The organism is Paractinoplanes ferrugineus (assembly GCF_016862195.1).
Classification (GTDB): Bacteria; Actinomycetota; Actinomycetes; order Mycobacteriales; family Micromonosporaceae; genus Actinoplanes; species Actinoplanes ferrugineus.
Genome location: NZ_BOMM01000012.1, coordinates 34,370 through 48,078, shown reverse-complemented (window position 1 = coordinate 48,078; position 13,709 = coordinate 34,370). Strand labels below are relative to the sequence as shown.

The window sequence follows — 13,709 nt, the reverse complement described above, 5'->3', positions numbered from 1 at the left end:
ACCGCATGAGAGCCCGGGTACTCGTCGTCGATGACGACCCAGCGTTGGCCGAGATGCTCGGCATCGTTCTGCGCAGCGAGGGATTCCTGCCCTCCTTCGTGGCCGACGGAGAACGCGCCCTGGCCGCTTTCCGGGAGAGCCGGCCGGACATCGTCCTGCTCGATCTGATGCTCCCGGGCATGAGCGGCATCGACGTGGCGCGGGCGATCCGCACCGAGTCCGGCATCCCGATCGTCATGCTCACCGCCAAGAGCGACACCGTCGACGTCGTGCTCGGCCTCGAGTCCGGCGCCGACGACTACGTGGTCAAGCCGTTCAAGCCCAAGGAACTGGTGGCGCGCATGCGGGCCCGCCTGCGCCGGGGCGAGGACGCGGCGCCCGAGATGCTGACCATCGGGCCGCCCGGCAACCAGATCACCATCGACGTCCCGGCGCACACCGTGTCCCGCGACGACGAGGAGGTCAAGCTGACCCCGCTCGAGTTCGACCTGCTCGTCGCGCTCGCCCGCAAGCCGCGACAGGTGTTCACCCGCGAGGTGCTCCTCGAGCAGGTCTGGGGCTACCGGCACGCGGCCGACACCCGGCTGGTAAATGTGCACGTCCAGCGGCTGCGGGCGAAGATCGAGCCGGATCCGGAGCGCCCGGAGATCATCCTCACCGTTCGTGGGGTCGGCTACAAGGCCGGCACCGGGTGATCGACGGCAGGGGCTAATCTTGCCGCGAGATGCGCGCCCCTGCCTGGCTTCCGATGCCCGTCCGGCGCACCCTGCGGGTGCTCCGGCGATATTTTCGGATGGGCATGCGGCGTTTCGACCGATTCGTCGCCCCGGCCCGTCGTGAGTGGCGCCGCTCCCTGCAACTGCGGGTGGTGGCGCTCACCCTGATCGCCTCCAGCGTGCTTGTCGGCGCGTTCGGCTTCTTCGTGGCCCAGCGCAGCGCCAACATCCTGCTCAACCGGGCGCAGGACGAGGTCGAGTCGTCCATGCAGAGCAAGCTGAGATACGCGGCGTCGCAGCTCAGCGTGCACCTGACCGCGCTCGAGCCGCGCCTGCAGAACACCGTCGACATCACGGTCAACGCGCTGGCCGACGACGACCCGGCCGAGTCGGGCGGGTCGGTGGTGTCGATCCGCGCCGACCAGATCCCCGGCATCCAGGCCGTCACCTCGGTGAAGAAGCTCGACACGAGTGGCCTGATCACCCGCGACCTGATCAAGGCCGTCTCCGGCGACGGCAAGGTGGCCGAGCAGGTGCGCACCGCCGAGGTCAACGGCAAAAAGATCAAATTCCTGGTGTACGGGTCACCCGTGCCCACCAACTTCGGGCACCTCGAGCTCTACTACATGGTGCCGCTGACCACCGAGGACAGTGCCGCCAACCAGATCCGCACCACCGTGCTGGTCACCGGCCTGGCCCTGGTCATCCTGCTCGGCGTGGTGGCCGGCCTGGTCACCCGCCTGGTCGTGCTCCCGGTGCGCGACGCCGCGCGCACCGCCCAGCGACTCTCGGCCGGCCTGCTCGACCAGCGCATGAAGGTGACCGGCGAGGATGACCTGGCCCTGCTCGCGGCCTCGTTCAACCAGATGGCGGCCAACCTCCAGCGGCAGATCGTGCGTCTCGAGGAGATGTCCCGTCTGCAGCGCCGCTTCACCTCGGACGTGTCGCACGAGCTGCGCACCCCGCTGACCACCGTGCGGATGGCGGCCGACCTGATCTTCTCCGAGCGCGAGGATTTCGACCCGGCGGTGGCCCGCAGCGCCGAACTGTTGCAGGCCGAGCTGGACCGGTTCGAGAGCCTGCTCACCGACCTGCTGGAGATCAGCCGCTTCGACGCCGGGTTCGCCGCCCTGGACGCCGAGCACGCCGACCTGGTGCCGATCGTCAAGCGGGTGGCCGACCGGCTGACCGGCCTCGCCGACCGGGTCGGCGTCACCATCGAGCTGCGGGTGCCGGACGAGCCGGTGATCGCCGAGGTCGACCCGCGGCGCATCGAGCGGGTGCTGCGCAACCTGGTCGGCAACGCCGTCGAGCACGGCGAGGGCCGCCCGGTGCGGATCACCCTGGCCTGTGACGAGGCGGCGGTCGCGGTGACCGTGCGCGACCACGGCATCGGCCTCAAGGCCGGCGAGGAGCGGCTGGTGTTCAACCGGTTCTGGCGGGCCGACCCGTCCCGCGCCCGGCAGACCGGCGGCACCGGCCTCGGGCTGTCGATCAGCGCCGAGGACGCCCGGCTGCACGGTGGCTGGCTGGAAGCTTGGGGCGCCCCGGGCGAGGGCGCCCAGTTCCGGCTGACCCTGCCGGTGCGCTCCGGCGACCGTCTGGTGGCCGCGCCGTTGCCGCTCATCCCGCGCGATCGTGCGCTCGACTCCGAGGAGGCGGGCCGGTGAGGCGCTACCTCGCGCTGACCGTCGTCCTCGCGACGCTGTTCGCCGGCGGCTGCGGCATCCCCGACGACACCGACGTCCGGGTGATCGGCGCCGGCCCGTCCGCCGGGTTCGACGCCGACGCCGGCAACGAGCCGGCCGAGCCGCCCGACCGGGCGGCGGCCAGCGACCCGGCGACGTTGATCACCAACTACCTCCAGGCCGCCGCGGGCGACTCGGACAACGCCCGGGTCAAGGCGTTCCTCGCCGACAACCTCAGGGCCGGGTTCGAGGCCGGGCCCGACATCCGGGTGATCCGGCTGACCGACAAGCTGCTCTACACCCCGGGCTACCCCGACGTCTCGTTCAGCGCGCAGACGGTCGGCATCCTCAAGGGCAACGGGGTGCTGGAGCCGTCGTCCGACCCGAAGGCCTTCGAATACTCGATGAAGGTCAGCCCGGTCGCCGGGCAGAGCGGTTACTTCATCACCGCGACCTCGGCGCCGCGGGTCCTGCTCATGACCGACACCGCGCTCGAGAAGTACTACCAGCGCCGCACGATCTACTTCTGGAACGACGACGGCACCGGCCTGATCCCCGACGTGCGTTACATGCCGCAGTCCCTGCCCACCGTGCAGCAGCCCACCACGATCCTGAGCTGGCTGGTCAACGGTCCGGCGGGCTGGCTCGGCGACACCGTGCGCGGCCTGCCCGCCGACACCACGGCCCCGGCCAACGTGCCGGCCGCCGCCAACGAGACGCTGCAGGTCACGCTGAGCGCGCAGGCCCTGCCGTCGGGCGACGGCAAGGCGCTCGAGCGGCTGCGGCGGCAGTTGCAGTGGTCGCTGCGCGGGTTGATCCCGCAGACCCTCGAGCTCAAGGTCGGCAACTCCGACCCGGTCCGCTACTCCGACCTCGACTACCAGGACAGCAACGTCGCCTCCCGGCTCGCCGACCGGCCCGAGCGCTTCGTGATCTACAACGGGACGATCCGCCGGCTCACCGGCTCGGCGCAGTCGAGCGACGCGGTGCCGGTGCTCAAACCCGCCGACAACAAGGGCTTCTCGACGGCCGCGCTGGGGGAGTCGGCCACCCACGAGTACGTGGCGGTGGTCGCCGGCGCCGGCGGGACCCGCAAACTGCAGGTGGCAGCGGCCCGCACCGGCCAGCAGACCGACCTGAACAACGTCGACGGCATCACCGGCGAGTTCGGCCGGCCGACCTGGGCGGTGACCCCGGACAACGATCCCGGTGGCGCGGTCGGCCTGATCACCGGCGGCGGGAAGCTCTACAGCTTCGGCATCAACGGCAAGGCCAAGCCGGTCGAGCTGCAGAGCGAGCCGGGGCCGATCTCGTCGATCTCGGTGGCGCCGGACGGCCATCGGGTCGCGTTCGTGGCCGGCGGGAAGCTCTATCGCACGGTGCTGGACACCGGCGGCGACTCGCTGACCATGAGCACGCCGGAGCAACTGCTGCCACCCAACTTCAGCACCATCGCCGCGGTCGCGTGGAGCAGCGAGGCCTATCTGGCGGTGGCCGGCACCCGGGCCGACGGGCGGTCCGCGGTGCTGGACGTGACGGTGGACGGGGCGCTGACCTACTCCCGGCTCGCCGACATCGGCAAGGAGGCGATCACCTCCCTCGTGGCGTACCCGTCGAACCCGCTCTCGGGCAAGGAGAACACGGTTTTCGAGTCGTACGAGACGGCCGGGGACGCCTGGGACGTGCTCGGTGACCCGGTCAAGATCACCACGGCCAACCTGGCCGGGCCGCCGGTCACCGCGCAGCCCGGCCTGGTGCCGAAGGCCCCGTTCTTCCTGGACTGAGCCGCGTGCTGCTCGCCGACCTGGCCGATCTCGTGCTGCCCGCGCCCTGTGCCGGGTGTGCCGTCGAGCGGGTGCCGATGCGTTACGGCATGTGTGGTGGCTGCGTGACGCTCCTGGAGGCGCTGCGCCCGTTCCGTACGGCCCCGACCCCACCGCCGCCCGGCCTGCCCCGTTGCGTGGCTGTCGGGGCATATCAGGGGCCGTTGCGGGGTGCTCTGCTCGCGTACAAGGAACGTGGCCGGCACCGGCTCGCCCGGCCCCTGGGAATGCTGCTCGCCGCGGCGGTGGCCGAGCTGGCGCCACGCGGCCGGCCGGTCACTCTGCTGACCGTGCCGTCGACCGCGGTCGCGATGCGCGAGCGGGGCGGCGACCACATGGCACGCCTCGCCGGACAGGCGGTGCGCCGGCTGCGCGGGGCCGGTTGGGACGCTTCCGCGGTCCGCCCACTACGAGCGTTGCCAAGACCTGACTCTGCGTCACTTTCCGCCGCCGAACGGCGGATTGCCGCTGAGAGTTCGCTGCGAATCCGGACCGCTCTGATCGGGTTTCGCCGACGCGCGACGCCGCCGGGAGGCACCCTTGTGGTGGTGGACGACATCGTCACGACCGGGGCCACGCTGGCTGCGGTGACGCGTCGCCTCAGGGAGGCAGACATGCAGGTCACGGGCGCTGCGGTGCTCGCCGCCACGCGACTGCGCAGAGCATCCCGAGGGAGTTTCCCCGCATTCCTGCCAGGCGGTACCGAAAGGGCCAAAGGTCAGGGATCAGGTATCCGAAACGAGGGGTGACGCGGGAGCATCTGCACGTTAGCGTCTTGGTGACGAGGGTAAGCGAGACCGCTTATCCAGCCGCCGGGAGAGCCCGCATCAGCGCCACCGGAAAGGAGTCGTCACATTCGCGATCGGTCACGCCGCGTGAGCTGAAAAGCTGAGATCCGGCGTTTCCGCAACCACCACAGCAGCGCGCATTTCGGCGCCCCCGGCTCCCGTCGAACAAGGGGCGCCCGCAGAACAAACGTTGGGGGAGGTCACGAGTGGACATTGTCGTCAAGGGCCGCAACGTAGAGGTTCCCGAACACTATCGGGAACACGTCGCCGACAAGCTGAGCAAGGTCGAACGGTACGACCAGAAGCTGATCCGAGCTGACGTGGAACTGTTCCACGAACGCAATCCACGCCAGTCCGACAACTGCCAGCGTGTCGAGATCACCGTCATGACCAGGGGCCCGGTCGTCCGGGCCGAGGCCTGCGCAAAGGACTTCTACGCGGCCCTGGACCTCGCCATCGCCAAACTCGACGGACGGTTGCGCCGCTCGGCCGACCGGCGCCGGGTCCACCGCGGACGGCACACGCCCGTCTCGGTCGCGGCCGCCACCGCCGGCCTGCCCACCGATCTCACCGCCGCCCAGCCGGCCGGGGAGTCGTCATCGGTCGCCACCGCGCTCGCCGAGCATCCGGAAGATCAGCCGTGGCGCATCGTGCGGGAGAAGGAACACCCCGCCGAGCCGATGACCGTCGACGACGCCCTCTTCCAGATGGAGCTCGTCGGCCACGACTTCTACCTCTTCCTCGACAAGGACAGCGGTCGCCCGAGCGTCGTCTACCGGCGCCGCGGCTATGACTACGGCATCTTGTCGCTGGAGACCAGCGTCTAGCCTCCGCTCACGGGCTTCCGCTGACTCCGCCTCAGCCATCAAGCCGGGGACCTTCGGCCAGGAGGTCCTCGGCGAGGAGAACGAACTCGACGTCGTCCACGCGGGTCCCGCCCGGACCGGGCAGACGCGATCTGAGGTACGCCTCGCGGCGGAAGCCGGCCTTCTCGAGCACTCGCTGCGAGCCGACATTCTCCGGCAGGGTCCCGGCGACGAGCCGGTGGACGTCGGTCTCCGCGAACGCCCACAGCGCGATCAGCTGGGCTGCCCGGGTGGCGAAGCCGCGTCCGCGGAAGCTGGGCAGCATGCTGTAGCCGATCATGGCCTGGCCGGTCACCGGCTCCTGGTAGAACAGCGCGATCTCACCGGCCGGCGCCCCGCTGGCGGCGTCGGTGATGACCAGCTCGGCCCGGGTGCCGGCCAGCCACTGCGCTTCGGCCCGCTCGCAGCGCTGCCTGATCTCGTGGGCGCTCGGCTCCTGCGGCGGCACGCTCGTCTGCCAGACCTCGGGCAGGCCGCGCAGGTGCAGCGTGAAGTCGGCGTCGCCGGGGCCGAGCGGACGCAGCCGCACGACGCCGTCGGTCAGCTCGCCGCCGGGCAGGTCGGGCAGCAGGCGCGGGAGGGCCTGCCCGGAGTCGCTCGCGAGCCGGGCGAACGCGATCAGATCGGCGCGTCCGCCGTCGCGGTCGGGCAGTACCGCACGGCGTGCTCCCTCCCGTCGGAACCCCGCCGCCAGCGCGACACGCTGGCTCATCGTGTTGTCCCAATGGGTGAGCAGTTCGAGGCGGGCGAGACCGGTGTCGAGGGCATGGGTGCTCAGCGCCCGCACGGCGGCGGTCGCCACGCCGCGTCCGCGCGCCCAGGGACCGACCCAGTAACCGATCTCCGCCTGGCCGCGGCTCGGCACCACCTTGTCGAAACCGATGCCGCCGAGCAGCTCGTCGGTCTGCGGGTCGGCGATCGCGAAGACCGCTCCGCCCTCGGCGAAGATGGAGCTCACGCCCTCGGCGAGAAACCTTTCGGCATGCGCGAGGGTGAACGGTGCGGGCAGTGGTGGCAGGAATCGGAAGCACAGCGGATCGTCGTAGCCCGCCGCGACCGCTTCGACATCATCCGAGCGAAATGACCGTAGGCGCACGCCCTTGCCGTCGATGCCTGCGATGATGCTCAAATTGCCTCCTGAGGGTGCTGTTCTGGGAGTGATCCTGCCGGAATCACTTCGCTCTGAGCGAACTTGATGCCCCGTTTCGCACCTCTTGTGCGGTTAACCGGAGGCTCGGGTCACAGGTTCCGCCAGAGGGTGCCTACGATGGTCGAGCAAACTGTCTAGGGGAGCGCTGACCCGTGTCGATATTGGAAAAGGTCCTACGTGCCGGCGAAGGCCGCATGGTGCGCCGGCTCAAGGCGATCGCGGACGCGGTCAACTCGATCGAGGAAGATTACGTCGACCTCACCGACGATGAACTGCGTGAGTGCACCCAGCAGTTCAAAGAGCGGGTCGAGGACGGCGAGTCGCTCGACTCGCTGCTGCCCGAGGCGTTCGCCGTGGCCCGCGAGGGCGCGAAGCGGGTGCTCGGCCAGCGCGCCTACGACGTGCAGCTGATGGGCGGTGCGGCGCTGCACTTCGGGAACATCCCGGAGATGAAGACCGGTGAGGGCAAGACCCTGACCGGTGTGTTCCCGGCCTACCTCAACGCGTTGAGCGGCAAGGGCGTGCACATCATCACGGTCAACGACTACCTGGCTCAGCGGGACGCCGAGTGGGTCGGCCGGGTGCACGTCTTCCTCGGTCTCACGGTCGGGGTGATCCTGCCCAACCGGCCCTCGGTCGAGCACCGTGCCGCCTACCTGTGCGACATCACGTACGGCACCAACAACGAGTTCGGCTTCGACTACCTGCGCGACAACATGGCGTGGTCGAAGGACGAGCTGGTGCAGCGCGGCCACAACTTCGCGATCGTCGACGAGGTCGACTCGATCCTGATCGACGAGGCCCGCACCCCGCTGATCATCTCCGGCCCGGCCGAGCACTCCGCCCGGTGGTACGGCGAGTTCGCCGCCATCGTCAAGCGCCTCGAGCGCGGCAAGGACGGCGAGGGCGACTACGAGGTCGACGAGGCCAAGCGCACCATCGCGGTGACCGAGCGCGGCGTGTCGCGGGTCGAGGACCGCCTCGGCATCGACAACCTCTACGAGTCGGTGAACACCCCGCTCGTCGGCTACCTGAACAACGCCATCAAGGCCAAGGAGCTGTACAAGCGCGACAAGGACTACATCGTCAACGAGGGTGGCGAAGTCCTCATCGTCGACGAGTTCACCGGTCGCATCCTGCACGGCCGCCGCTACAACGAGGGCATGCACCAGGCCATCGAGGCCAAGGAGGGCGTCGAGGTCAAGCAGGAGAACCAGACCCTGGCGACGATCACCCTGCAGAACTACTTCCGGCTGTACGGCAAGCTGGGCGGCATGACCGGTACGGCGCAGACCGAGGCCGGCGAGTTCAACAAGGTCTACAACGTCGGCGTCGTGTCGATCCCGACGCACCGGCCGATGATCCGCATCGACCACCCGGACGTCATCTACAAGACCGAGAAGGCCAAGTTCGACGCGGTCATCGAGGACATCGCCGAGCGGCACGCCACCGGCCAGCCGGTCCTCGTCGGCACGGTCTCGGTGGAGAACTCCGAGATCCTCTCGACGTTGCTGCGTCGCCGCGGCATCCCGCACGCGGTGCTCAACGCGAAGTTCCACGCCCAGGAAGCCACGATCATCGCGCAGGCCGGCCGCAAGGGCGGCGTCACGGTGGCGACCAACATGGCCGGCCGTGGCACCGACATCCTGCTCGGCGGCAACCCCGAGTTCCTGGCGGCGACCGAGCTGGCCCAGCGCGGGCTCGACCCGGCCGAGAGCCCGGAGGAATACGCGAAGGCCCTCGAAGAGGTCCTGCCCACGTGGAAGGAAGCCTGCGAGACGGAGGCGGCCGAGGTCACCGCCGCCGGTGGTCTCTACGTGCTCGGCACCGAGCGGCACGACAGCCGCCGCATCGACAACCAGCTGCGCGGCCGCTCCGGCCGGCAGGGCGACCCGGGCGAGTCCCGGTTCTACCTGTCGCTGCAGGACGACCTGATGAAGCGGTTCCGGGCGGGTGCGGTCGAAGCGGTCATGGAGCGCTTCAACATCCCCGAGGACGTGCCGATCGAGTCCAAGATGGTGACCCGGCAGATCCGCAGCGCGCAGACCCAGATCGAGGGCCAGAACGCCGAGATCCGCAAGAACGTCCTCAAGTACGACGAGGTGCTCAACAAGCAGCGCCAGGTCATCTACGCCGAGCGCAAGCGCGTGCTCGACGGCGAGGACATGCACGAGCAGGTCCAGCACATGATCGCCGACGTGGTCAGTGACTACGTCGTGGCGGCCACGTCCGACGGCTACGCCGAGGACTGGGACCTCGATCAGCTCTGGACCAACCTGCGTCGCCTCTACCCGGTCAAGCTCACGATCGAGGACATCGTCGAGGAGTCCGGCGGCGAGCGCACCTCCATCGACCAGGAGTTCCTGACCCAGCAGCTGCAGGACGACGCCGCCGAGGCGTACGCCTCCCGCGAGGAGGAGCTGGGCGCCGAGGCGGTCCGGGAGCTCGAGCGCCAGGTGCTGCTCGCGGTGATCGACCGCAAGTGGCGCGAGCACCTCTACGAGATGGACTACCTCCAGGAGGGCATCAGCCTCCGGGCCTACGCGCAGCGCGACCCAGTCGTGGAATACCAGCGCGAGGGCTTCGACATGTTCAACCAGATGATGGAGGGCATCAAGGAGGAGGCGGTCGGCTTCGTCTTCAACCTCGAGGTCCAGGTCGAGGAGGCGCCGTCGGTCGTCGTCGACCCGAGCAAGGCGATGCTGATGCCGACCGGCGACGACGACAACACCACCGACGCCGACCGGGTCGAGGTGCGCGCGAAGGGTCTGGGTGGCCCCGGCCGTCCGCGGAACCTGCAATACACCGCGCCCGCGATCGACGGTGAGGCCGGCGCCGGTGCTCCGGTCATCCAGCAGCAGCAGGCACCCGCGCTGGGCATCGGGGTCGGCGACTCGCCGGTGCCGCCGTCGCCCGCGCACACCACCGCGTCCCGGTCCGCGCGGTCGGGCGGCCAGACCGAATCGAACGGTCCGTCGCGCAACGCGCCCTGCTACTGCGGTTCGGGCAAGAAGTACAAGCGCTGCCACGGCGCGCCGAGCGCAACTGCCTGATCGTTTTTCCGGAACGGCCCGTCGGCATCTGCCGGCGGGCCGTTTTGTGTTTCGGTGAGCGGTGGCAAACTGACCCGATCGCAAGCAAGGAGGGGGATCAGGGTGGAGCCCCGGTTTCTGCTGCTGTCCGACGTGGCCGCCGAGCTCAACGTCTCGGACTCGCAGGTCTATCACATGGTCCGCAGCGGCGAGCTGCCCGCGATCAAGGTCGGCGGCCGGGGCCAGTGGCGGGTCGAGCGCGCCAAGCTCGAGCAATACATCGAGCAGAAGTATGCGGAGACGGCCGAGTGGGTCCGCGGCAATCCGCTTGTCGAGCGGGAGGCCGACTGAACCGCCGCCCGGTTTGCGCCTCTTCTCGCATCGGTCGAGCACTCACATCGCGCCGTTGACCCTCCGTCGCTGCACCAGCAACAATCGCTGTCACAGGCAAACGTAAGCAAACGCAGCGATTGGCGGTGTTCCGATGAGACGAACGGTCGAGATCGCGCCACGGGGCCCGCGCCCTTCGATCAGCCTCCGCCGGGTGCCACTTTGCGAGCCTCCGTTCGACGACGAGATCGAGCCCGCCGTCTGGGCCACCGCTCATCAACTGGCCTTCGACTGGCCGGCTCCGTCGTCGCCCGCACGGCCGTCGGCACCCCCGTCGGCGCCCCGGTCACCGGGCCCGCCCGCGGTCGTGTCCGGTGCCTCGCCCGAGGCCAAGCTGGCGGTCAACCGCTTCGTGCGCATGTGCGTCGAGGTGCTCAACGGTCACCGGCCACCCGCTCATCTGCGTCACCTGTCCCGCCCCGAGGAGGCGGCCGGCGTGGTGGCGCAGGGCCTGGCCGCGGCACGGCGGGTGAGTGACGTGCGCAAGGCCGCGGTCAAGCCCGGTCGGCGGCCGACCCGGCGGGTGTCTCCGGTGGCGGTCATCCGGCTGCGGCTGTGCGAGCCCCGCCCCGGGGCGGTCGAGGCCGCGGTGGCCCTGGTGGCCGGCGATCGCACCTGGGCGCTGGCCCTGCGTCTCGAGCTTCACCAGCAGGCGTGGTCGGCGACGATCCTGCGGCTGATCTAGACCCCCGGGGCGCCCATGGCAATGGAGGCGGTGGGCGTTCCGGGCCTCGGCTCCGGCACGGCCCGGCCGGAGAGCGGGCTCGAATAGACGACGCTTGTCGTCACCGACCCCAGACCCGAGATGCGGCCGGTCACCTCTTCCAGGTGACGCATCGAGCGGGCCAGCACCTTCAGGACGAAGCAGTCCTCCCCGGTGACGTGGTGGGCCTCGATGATCTCGGGGGTCGAGTCGAGCAGCGCATGGAACGGCCGGTAGTTGCCGGTGGGATAGCGAAGGCGGACGAAGGCCAGCACGCCCAGGCCCACCCGTTCGGGATCGACCACGGCCCGGTAACCGGCGATCACCCCGGCCTCCTCCAGGCGGCGGACCCGTTCGGTGACGGCGCTGGCCGACATCGACACCGCCCGCGCCAGCTCGGCATAGGAGGCTCGGCCGTCGCGCTGCAACTCGGCGAGCAGGCGCCAGTCGGTGGCATCGGGCGTGAACTCCATGGCCATGAGGACAATCTACCGGGATTTCCCCGGCGATCTAACCTCGGTGCCGTCGAAGTGCTCTGTCTGGCGTCCGCCTTAGGTCTTAGCGTTCTCGGCATGACTGCCATCGCGTTCTTCACGGCCAAGCTCGAGTTCCAGACCGACGTGTCCGACGTGGCCAAGGCCCTCGCCTCCGACGAGCCCGGCTTCGTGCTTGTCGACTCGCGCAGCAGGGCCGCCTGGGACCAGGGCCACATCCCGGGCGCTCGGCACCTGCCCACCGCCGAGATCGCCGCGCGGGCCGGCGAGCTGTTCGACCCGGCCGTGCCGGTGGTGACCTACTGCTGGGGTCCGGGCTGCGACGGGGCGACCCGGGCGGCGCTGGCCTTCGCGCTTGCCGGGTTCGAGGTGAAGGAGATGATCGGAGGCGTCGAGTACTGGATCCGGGAGGGCTTCCCCGTGCGTACCCCGCAGGGTGAGATCTCGGCGGCCGCCGACCCGCTCACCGCGCCCACCGGCATGCCTGGCGGGCCCGTGTGCGGTTGCTGAGCGGCGGCGCGGACCCCCTGCGCCACGATCCGGACACGACTGGTGGAATGGGCCTTCCCCGGGCCGTCACGGCGGTGTACTACGGGGACGGTCCATACCGCAGGAGGAGAAGTGCCGATCACCGATCTGGTCCGGGTCTACGTGCCGGCCACCGTGCCGATGCTCGCGGCCATGCGCTCCTCCGGGCAGCTCGGCGCCGGGCCGACGGAGGCGCACGCGGTCACCCCGGCGCTCCGCGAGTGGTACGCGGAGGGGGACGAGGAGGAGCTGGAGTACGTCGCGTTCACCCGGGCCGCCCAGGCCGCGCTGCGGCTGCTGAGGCACGACCCGGCGGCACCGCGGCGACGGGTGGTCGTCTCGGCCGACGTGGCCGCCGACGCGCTGGTGCGCGAGGACGTCGAGCTGGGCTCCAGCACGGTCCGGCTGCCGCAGTCGGTGTCGCTCAAGGAGGTGGCGTCGGTCCACCTCGACGGCCCGGACGCGGCCGAGCAGGTGGGTGCGGCCGCCGAAGTGGTCGAGGAGGCGCTGGCCGGTGACCCGGACGCCCAGTTCATCGTGGATGGCGCCGAGGACCACGAGCTCGAGTGGTACGCGGTCTCCGAGCTGGACGATCTGGCCTAGTCGACGGTCGCGGGGGCCGGCTCCTCGTCGGCCGGGACCGGGCGGATCGTCCGGCCGATCGCGATCGTCGCGCTGATCGCCCCGACGAACAGCACGATCAGCGCGCTGTTGAAGCGGGCGCCGCTCAGCATCTGCTGCACGGCCAGTTCCAGCTCGCTCACCTTGCCGGCCAGGTCGAGCACCCGCGATCCGGCGGTGCGGGTGAGCCCCTCGCCGACGACCAGCAGCAGACCGGGGCCGGCCCCGGCGAGCGCGTAGAACGGCCAGGGGAGCTCGGGACCGTCGGCGTGGCGCCGGGACCGTCGCAGCACCCCGTACGCGATGAAGCCGGCCGCCAGGCCGGAAAGAAGCGACTGGCAGAAGGTGAACCACTGGGCCGCGCCGGCCCGGGACGCCTGGGTGTTGCCGGATCCGAGGACGCCGAGCACCTCGTCCTGGAAGACGTTGAGCACGAAGCCGACGAGGAACACGCCGATCGCCGCCCAGCAGACGGCGCCGAGCACCCGGGAGCGGCGGAAGCCGGCGAGCGCCCCGCCGATGGTGGCCGCCGCCGCGACGGTGCCGCCGACGACCGCGTAGATCCAGCCCTCGGTGTTGATCGTGACGATCGGGACCGCGCCGGCCAGGCCGAGAACGAGCCCGACCCCGGTGGCGACCGCGAAGCGCATGGTGGTGCCGAGCGTGCGCCAGCGGGTGGTCACCGCGAGGGCGGCCGCCGCACCGGCGACGAGCGCGGCCGAGACCGCACCCGGCAGGGCGTAGGCCGTCGAGGTGACCTCCATCTCGGCGTCGGCCCGGCCGGTGATCGAGGCGCGGGCCGACCAGAGCATGGCGGCCATCCAGATCAGCGCGGCGAGCGCGAGCAGGAGGCTGTTCGACGACGGGCGCTCGGCGTCCGGTGTCGTGTCCTGGGCACTCATGGGGCTCA

General features: G+C 70.4%; 13 protein-coding genes. 10 read left to right on the top strand and 3 right to left on the bottom strand.

Features of this window, described 5'->3' with window-relative positions:
- The first annotated feature begins 5 nt into the window (after positions 1 to 5).
- From mtrA to hpf, 5 genes are all read left to right on the top strand, one after another.
- Positions 6 to 695 carry an MtrAB system response regulator MtrA gene (mtrA, locus tag Afe05nite_RS08095; protein WP_203816362.1) on the top strand — a complete coding sequence of 230 codons (690 nt, stop codon included), beginning with the start codon at positions 6 to 8 and terminating at the stop codon, positions 693 to 695.
- 104 nt (positions 696 to 799) lie between these two features.
- A complete protein-coding gene (gene mtrB, locus Afe05nite_RS08090; RefSeq protein ID WP_438867782.1) occupies positions 800 to 2,386 on the top strand; it encodes an MtrAB system histidine kinase MtrB in 1,587 nt (528 codons plus the stop codon).
- Positions 2,383 to 4,188, top strand: coding sequence for an LpqB family beta-propeller domain-containing protein (locus tag Afe05nite_RS08085; protein WP_203816361.1), 1,806 nt, complete (start codon positions 2,383 to 2,385; stop codon positions 4,186 to 4,188). The genes mtrB and Afe05nite_RS08085 overlap by 4 nt, the downstream gene beginning before the upstream one ends.
- 5 nt (positions 4,189 to 4,193) lie before the next feature.
- Entirely contained in the window at positions 4,194 to 4,976 is a 783-nt protein-coding gene (locus Afe05nite_RS08080; RefSeq protein WP_438867781.1) for a ComF family protein, read from the top strand.
- A 245-nt stretch (positions 4,977 to 5,221) separates the two neighbouring features.
- A complete protein-coding gene (gene hpf / locus Afe05nite_RS08075; protein WP_203816360.1) occupies positions 5,222 to 5,842 on the top strand; it encodes a ribosome hibernation-promoting factor, HPF/YfiA family in 621 nt (206 codons plus the stop codon).
- Between the two features lie 31 nt (positions 5,843 to 5,873).
- Here hpf and Afe05nite_RS08070 read toward each other — a convergent pair whose 3' ends face one another.
- Positions 5,874 to 7,010: a GNAT family N-acetyltransferase gene (locus Afe05nite_RS08070; RefSeq protein ID WP_239117644.1), complete on the bottom strand. Its 1,137-nt coding sequence runs from the start codon at positions 7,008 to 7,010 to the stop codon at positions 5,874 to 5,876.
- A gap of 173 nt (positions 7,011 to 7,183) precedes the next feature.
- On the opposite strand from Afe05nite_RS08070, the gene secA reads away from it, so the two are divergent.
- The 3 genes from secA (at position 7,184) to Afe05nite_RS08055 (ending at position 11,138) form a co-directional block, all read left to right on the top strand.
- Positions 7,184 to 10,084 carry a preprotein translocase subunit SecA gene (gene secA, locus Afe05nite_RS08065; protein WP_203816359.1) on the top strand — a complete coding sequence of 967 codons (2,901 nt, stop codon included), beginning with the start codon at positions 7,184 to 7,186 and terminating at the stop codon, positions 10,082 to 10,084.
- A gap of 102 nt (positions 10,085 to 10,186) precedes the next feature.
- Positions 10,187 to 10,414, top strand: a complete 228-nt coding sequence (locus Afe05nite_RS08060) for a helix-turn-helix transcriptional regulator (RefSeq protein WP_203816358.1) — start codon at positions 10,187 to 10,189, stop codon at positions 10,412 to 10,414.
- A 193-nt stretch (positions 10,415 to 10,607) separates the two neighbouring features.
- On the top strand, positions 10,608 to 11,138 hold the full coding sequence (locus tag Afe05nite_RS08055; RefSeq protein WP_203816357.1) for an Rv3235 family protein: 531 nt from the start codon (positions 10,608 to 10,610) through the stop codon (positions 11,136 to 11,138).
- On the opposite strand, the gene Afe05nite_RS08050 is transcribed toward Afe05nite_RS08055, so the two are convergent.
- Positions 11,135 to 11,635, bottom strand: a complete 501-nt coding sequence (locus Afe05nite_RS08050; RefSeq protein WP_239117643.1) for an Lrp/AsnC family transcriptional regulator — start codon at positions 11,633 to 11,635, stop codon at positions 11,135 to 11,137. The genes Afe05nite_RS08055 and Afe05nite_RS08050 overlap by 4 nt on opposite strands.
- Before the next feature lie 93 nt (positions 11,636 to 11,728).
- Here Afe05nite_RS08050 and Afe05nite_RS08045 point away from each other — a divergent pair, with 93 nt between their 5' ends.
- Together Afe05nite_RS08045 and Afe05nite_RS08040 are read left to right on the top strand one after the other, a co-directional pair.
- On the top strand, positions 11,729 to 12,160 hold the full coding sequence (locus Afe05nite_RS08045) for a rhodanese-like domain-containing protein (protein ID WP_203816356.1): 432 nt from the start codon (positions 11,729 to 11,731) through the stop codon (positions 12,158 to 12,160).
- Positions 12,161 to 12,319: 159 nt separating this feature from the next.
- Positions 12,320 to 12,781, top strand: coding sequence for a DUF6912 family protein (locus tag Afe05nite_RS08040; RefSeq protein ID WP_203816609.1), 462 nt, complete (start codon positions 12,320 to 12,322; stop codon positions 12,779 to 12,781).
- Here the strand turns inward: Afe05nite_RS08040 and Afe05nite_RS08035 are convergent.
- Positions 12,778 to 13,701 (bottom strand): hypothetical protein, encoded by a 924-nt coding sequence (locus Afe05nite_RS08035; protein WP_203816355.1) that lies wholly within the window; start codon positions 13,699 to 13,701, stop codon positions 12,778 to 12,780. The two genes, Afe05nite_RS08040 and Afe05nite_RS08035, sit on opposite strands and share 4 nt — an antisense overlap.
- Between the last annotated feature and the right edge of the window lie 8 nt (positions 13,702 to 13,709).

Bases quoted from the DNA above. Each gene is read 5' to 3' on its own strand.
- mtrA (WP_203816362.1), top strand. From the start codon at position 6: ATGAGAGCCCGGGTACTCGTCGTCGATGACGACCCAGCGTTGGCCGAG.
- Afe05nite_RS08040 (WP_203816609.1), top strand. From the start codon at position 12,320: ATGCTCGCGGCCATGCGCTCCTCCGGGCAGCTCGGCGCCGGGCCGACG.
- Afe05nite_RS08050 (WP_239117643.1), bottom strand. From the start codon at position 11,635: ATGGCCATGGAGTTCACGCCCGATGCCACCGACTGGCGCCTGCTCGCC.
- mtrB (WP_438867782.1), top strand. From the start codon at position 800: ATGCGGCGTTTCGACCGATTCGTCGCCCCGGCCCGTCGTGAGTGGCGC.
- Afe05nite_RS08045 (WP_203816356.1), top strand. From the start codon at position 11,729: ATGACTGCCATCGCGTTCTTCACGGCCAAGCTCGAGTTCCAGACCGAC.
- Afe05nite_RS08035 (WP_203816355.1), bottom strand. From the start codon at position 13,701: ATGAGTGCCCAGGACACGACACCGGACGCCGAGCGCCCGTCGTCGAAC.